General features: G+C 74.1%; 3 protein-coding genes. 1 reads left to right on the forward strand and 2 read right to left on the reverse strand.

Going from position 1 to position 4,316, the window contains the following annotated elements; genetic code table 11:
- Positions 1-4 precede the first annotated feature (4 nt).
- Both N864_RS19710 and N864_RS23820 read right to left on the reverse strand, forming a co-directional pair.
- On the reverse strand, positions 5-670 hold the full coding sequence (locus tag N864_RS19710; protein ID WP_034721345.1) for a LuxR C-terminal-related transcriptional regulator: 666 nt from the start codon (positions 668-670) through the stop codon (positions 5-7).
- Positions 661-2,673 (reverse strand): sensor histidine kinase, encoded by a 2,013-nt coding sequence (locus N864_RS23820; protein WP_051518834.1) that lies wholly within the window; start codon positions 2,671-2,673, stop codon positions 661-663. The genes N864_RS19710 and N864_RS23820 overlap by 10 nt, the downstream gene beginning before the upstream one ends.
- Positions 2,674-2,817: 144 nt before the next feature.
- Between N864_RS23820 and N864_RS19720 the strand changes: the two genes are divergently transcribed.
- A complete protein-coding gene (locus tag N864_RS19720) occupies positions 2,818-4,269 on the forward strand; it encodes a hypothetical protein (RefSeq protein WP_034721347.1) in 1,452 nt (483 codons plus the stop codon).
- Positions 4,270-4,316: the final 47 nt, after the last annotated feature.

Genomic DNA, 4,316 nt, shown 5'->3' on the forward strand with positions numbered 1-4,316 from the left:
GGGGTCAGGTGGGTGAGGACTGGCTGCGGAGGTGGGCCAGCACTGCGAGGACCCGGCGGTGGTCGTCCTCGCTCTCGGTGAGGCCGAGCTTGGCCAGGACGTTGCTGACGTGCGTCTCGACCGTGCGCGGGGTGAGCCAGAGTCGTTTCGCGATACCGGTGTTCGTGCGGCCCTCGGCCATCAGGGCGAGGACCTCGCGCTCACGCGGGGTCAGCGTGGCAACCGGGTCGTTGCGGCTGCTGCTCGACAGCAGCCGGCCGACGACCTCGGGATCGAGCACGGATCCGCCCCGTGCGACCCGGTCCAGCGAGTCGAGGAACTCGGCCACATCGAGGACCCGGTCCTTGAGCAGGTAACCGAACCGGCCGGCCGCGACGAGCTCGACAGAGTGGCGGGTCTCGATGTGCTGCGACAGCAGCAGGATGCCGAGGTCCGGGTGGCGCATCCGGATCCGGCGAGCGGCCCGGGCACCGTCGTCGAGGAGGTCCGGCGGCATCCGGATGTCGATGATGACGACGTCGCAGCCGGGGTCGTGCCCGCCCGGGCCCACCGCGTCATCCAGTGAGGCGGCGTCGGCCGCCTTCGCGACGACGTCGTGGCCGGCGTCGAGGAGCAGCCCGGCCAGGCCCTCGCGGAACAGGGCGGAGTCCTCGCCGATGATCACCCGCACGGCAGGAGCACCGCCAGTCGCGTGCCCCGGGTCGCGGGGCTGACGAGGTCGAGCCGGCCGTTCGCCGCGGTGACCCGGTCACGCACTCCGGACAGGCCGCGGCCGAGCGGGTCTGCGCCGCCCCGTCCGTCGTCGGCGACCAGGACGGCGAGGTGCCCGTCGCGCTGCTCGACGTGGACGGCGACCTGGCTCGCCTGGGCGTGCTTGAGGGCGTTCGTTACCGCCTCCATGACGACGTAGTAGGCCGTGACGGCGACCGAGTCCGGTACCGAGCCGACGGCAACGTTGACCGACACCGGGACCGGGCCCGACTGGGTCAGCGGCGCGAGGGCCGGTCCGAGCCCATCGTCGAGGCAGGCGGGGCGGATGCCGTGGGCGAGCTGGCGCAGCTCGCTCACCGCCGTGCCGAGCTCGGCCACGGCGGCATCGATGAGCTCGCTCGTCGCGACGTCGTCCGCACGGAGGTGGCGCTGGGCCACGCGGAGGGTCAGGCCGAGGGAGACGAGGCGCTGCTGCGCCCCATCGTGCAGGTCCTGAGCGAGGCGACGCCGCTCGGCATACCCGACCTCCTGGAGGCGCCGGCGCGACTCCTCGGCCTCGCGGAGCGCCGCGGTCACCCCGAGGCGCAGACGGCCGAGCTCTGCCACGAGGGCCACGACGCCCTCGAGGCCCTCGACGACGGCCTGGTCCTCCGCCTCGAGGCCGAGGACCCACGCGATCTCCCGGCCGCCGACCCGGACCGGGAGCGCTGCCCCGGCCCCCTCGGGCCCGGTGGGCGCGACGACGACGCGGTAGTCGGCGATCGGGCGGCCGGCCCCGTCCCAAAGACCCGGCAGGTCAGGCAGGAGGTAGCCGACCCGCGCAGCCGGCGCACCGAGCGTGGAGCGGAGCACGCCCTCGAGCTGTTCGGGCATCGCCGTGCCGGCCTGCACCTCGGACACGAGCCCGTCGAGCGCCTCCCGGAGGGCGGCCCGACGCGGCTGCAGCCGACGCTCCAGTGCGTGCGCGAGGCGCGAGCGCAGGGGTAGGAAGGCGAGAATGAGCACCGCAGTCACGGCGGCGACGAGGGCGGGGCGGTCGCCGCCGACGACCGATCCGGCCGCCGCGGTGACACCGGTCCAGACGAGCAGCGCCAACGTCGAGACGGCCGTCACGGTCGCGGCGACGGTCCTGACCCGGTCGAGGTTGTAGAGGTCGTGGTGGAGGACCGCAGCCCATGTCGCCAGGGGGAGCGCCAGCCACATGACGGCCAGCCCGACCAGCACGAGGACGGGCCCGTCGAGGAGCAGGTAGCTGAGCCAGCACAGCAGTAGCGTCAGCGGCAGCGTCCAGACGGTGAGGCCGATCCATCGCAGCTGGGCCCGCAGCCGGGGGTTGGCGGCCCGGCGTCGGCGAGCGCCGACGGCTGCGCCGGTGACGACGAGCGTGCCAAGCAGGCCGAGAACGGCCAGGACCGACAGCGCGCCGTGCAGCCAGGCCAGATCTGAGGGCATCGCGAAGCGGAACCGAGGCACGGTCTCGAACGGTGGCGGGTAGGGCTCCGGCGTGACCGCTCCGAGGGTGAGCAGGAGCAGGGCACTCCCCACGACGGCCCTTGGCACCCAACGCCATTCGTGGCCGGGTAGCCGCCCGTCCGGGAAGTGCAGGACCACCAGCGCGGGGGCGGCGTAGAACAGGACCCACGTCAGCGGCGCTGCGCCGACCAGCACGCCGGTGACCCAGAGGCGGCCCGGCTGCTCCTCGGAGACGAGGCGCCACAGGTCCGTGACCGCGATGAGGACGGGAACCACCCCCATCCAGACCAAAAGCGTCCCGATCCGTGTCGCCCCGGCCCGCACGAGGAACCAGCCGACCGCGAACGGCGCCGCGGCGAGCGCGACGTAGAGAGCGGCATACCGGGCATGCGCCCACGAGGGGGCGAGGGCGAGCAGGACGGCCACCGCGATGGCACACGCGCCACCGACGACGGTGGCGGCGCGAGCCGCCGCTGTCGACCTGCCCATCCACCGAGGCTATTGGCGCTGTGGCCTCACGTCCTCCGTATCAGCACGGAGGTGCAGATCCGTGCCGGCGGCGATGTGCCGACCGGATCGGCCGCGCGACGGTGGGAGCACCCGCACATCAGTGTCTGCAGAAGGGAGCACCCCATGTCCACCACCACGCCCAAGAAGGTCCGTGACCTGCGCGGCGGGTGGCGGCGCGCCCTCGCCGTCCTCGTCCCGGTCCCGGCGGCACTCGTCGCGGCCGAGTTCGCCCTGACCCCCTATGGGTTGTTCGCCAGCCCCACCGAGCAGCTCGCGGCTGCGTCGGCAGCACCGGGGCGCGTCGCGCTCGTCACGTGGCTCGTCCTCGCCGGGCTGCTGCTCGGCATCCCTGCGGCCATGGCAGCCGCGTGGGCCGTCCGGCGCAGCGCGCCGCGGCTCGCCCTCGCCGGCGGCATCCTCACCGTCGTCGGCTTCGCCCTGTCGATCACCGTGCCGTCCTCGGAGCTGTTGGCCGCTGCCGCCGTGCAGCGCGGCACCGACTCCGCGACGTTCGAACGGGTCGCGACCGCCGTCGCGGGGCACCCCGCCGTCGGCACGACGACGATCGCCTTCCTCGCCGCCCAGGCGATCGGCCTGCTGCTGCTCGGACTCGCCCTGTGGCGCACGCCGTCGGCGCCGCGGTGGCTCGGGGCGGTCCTCGCGAGCTCGGGTCTGCTCCATGTCGCCCTCTCCGCGAGCTCGGTCACGGCCGCCGCGTCCTGGGCGCTGACGGCGGTCGGGCTGGTCGGCGTCTCCGTCGTACTGCTGCGGCAGAGCGACGACGAGTTCGACCTGCCACCAACCGGCGTCGTTCACGCGGCGACCGACCCCCGCCCCCGGCACGCTCCCGGCGACCCCCGTGACGTGCGGCGCACCTGGCAGTGGCTCCTCGCGCTGAGCGCGCCCGTCATGGCGGCTGGCATCGCCGTGTTGCGGTTCACCCTGCCGTTCAACACCCTCGACACCCCTGACGAGGCCTTCTCGAAGCTCGTCGCCAACCCGACGTTCACGTCGGCGCAAGTGTGGTTCGGCTTCCTCACCCCGGTCGTCATCTCCGGGGTGCTCGCGGTGCTGTGGGTGACCCGGCGCCGGGTGCCGGTGCTCGCGACCGTCGCTGGGGTGCTCTGCGTCCTCGGGTACACCGCCCTCGCCGCGGCCGACTCGGTCTCACCCGTGCTGGCCGACGTCGTGGCGCACGGCGGGCTCGACACGGCATCGGTCAGGCCGATCGCCGCGGCCCTCGAGGCGATGCCCCAGCCGACGACCGCCGTCACGGTCTTCGTCATCGGGCACTTGGCCGGTACCGTCCTGCTCGGGATCGCCCTCTGGCGCAGCAGAGTCCTGCCGGCCTGGGTCGGCATCGCCCTTGCCGTGTCACAACCGGTGCACCTCGTGTCGGCCATGACCGGCAACCACCCGCTCGACCTCGCCGCGTGGGGCGCGACGGCGCTCTGCATGGGCCTCGCCGGAGCGGCCGTGCTGCGGATGTCCCCGGACGAGTTCGACCTGCCGCCGGCCCCGGCGCAGCCCCTGGCGGCGCCGGCCGTCACCGCCGACCTCCCCGCGCCGGGCTGAGGCCACCACGTCGAGGAGGTATGCCGCTCACCTCAGCGAGGTGAGCG

This window comes from Intrasporangium chromatireducens Q5-1 (assembly GCF_000576575.1).
In the GTDB taxonomy this organism is placed as follows: domain Bacteria; phylum Actinomycetota; class Actinomycetes; order Actinomycetales; family Dermatophilaceae; genus Intrasporangium_A; species Intrasporangium_A chromatireducens.

Bases quoted from the DNA above. Each gene is read 5' to 3' on its own strand.
- N864_RS19720 (WP_034721347.1), top strand. From the start codon at position 2,818: ATGTCCACCACCACGCCCAAGAAGGTCCGTGACCTGCGCGGCGGGTGG.
- N864_RS23820 (WP_051518834.1), bottom strand. From the start codon at position 2,673: ATGGGCAGGTCGACAGCGGCGGCTCGCGCCGCCACCGTCGTCGGTGGC.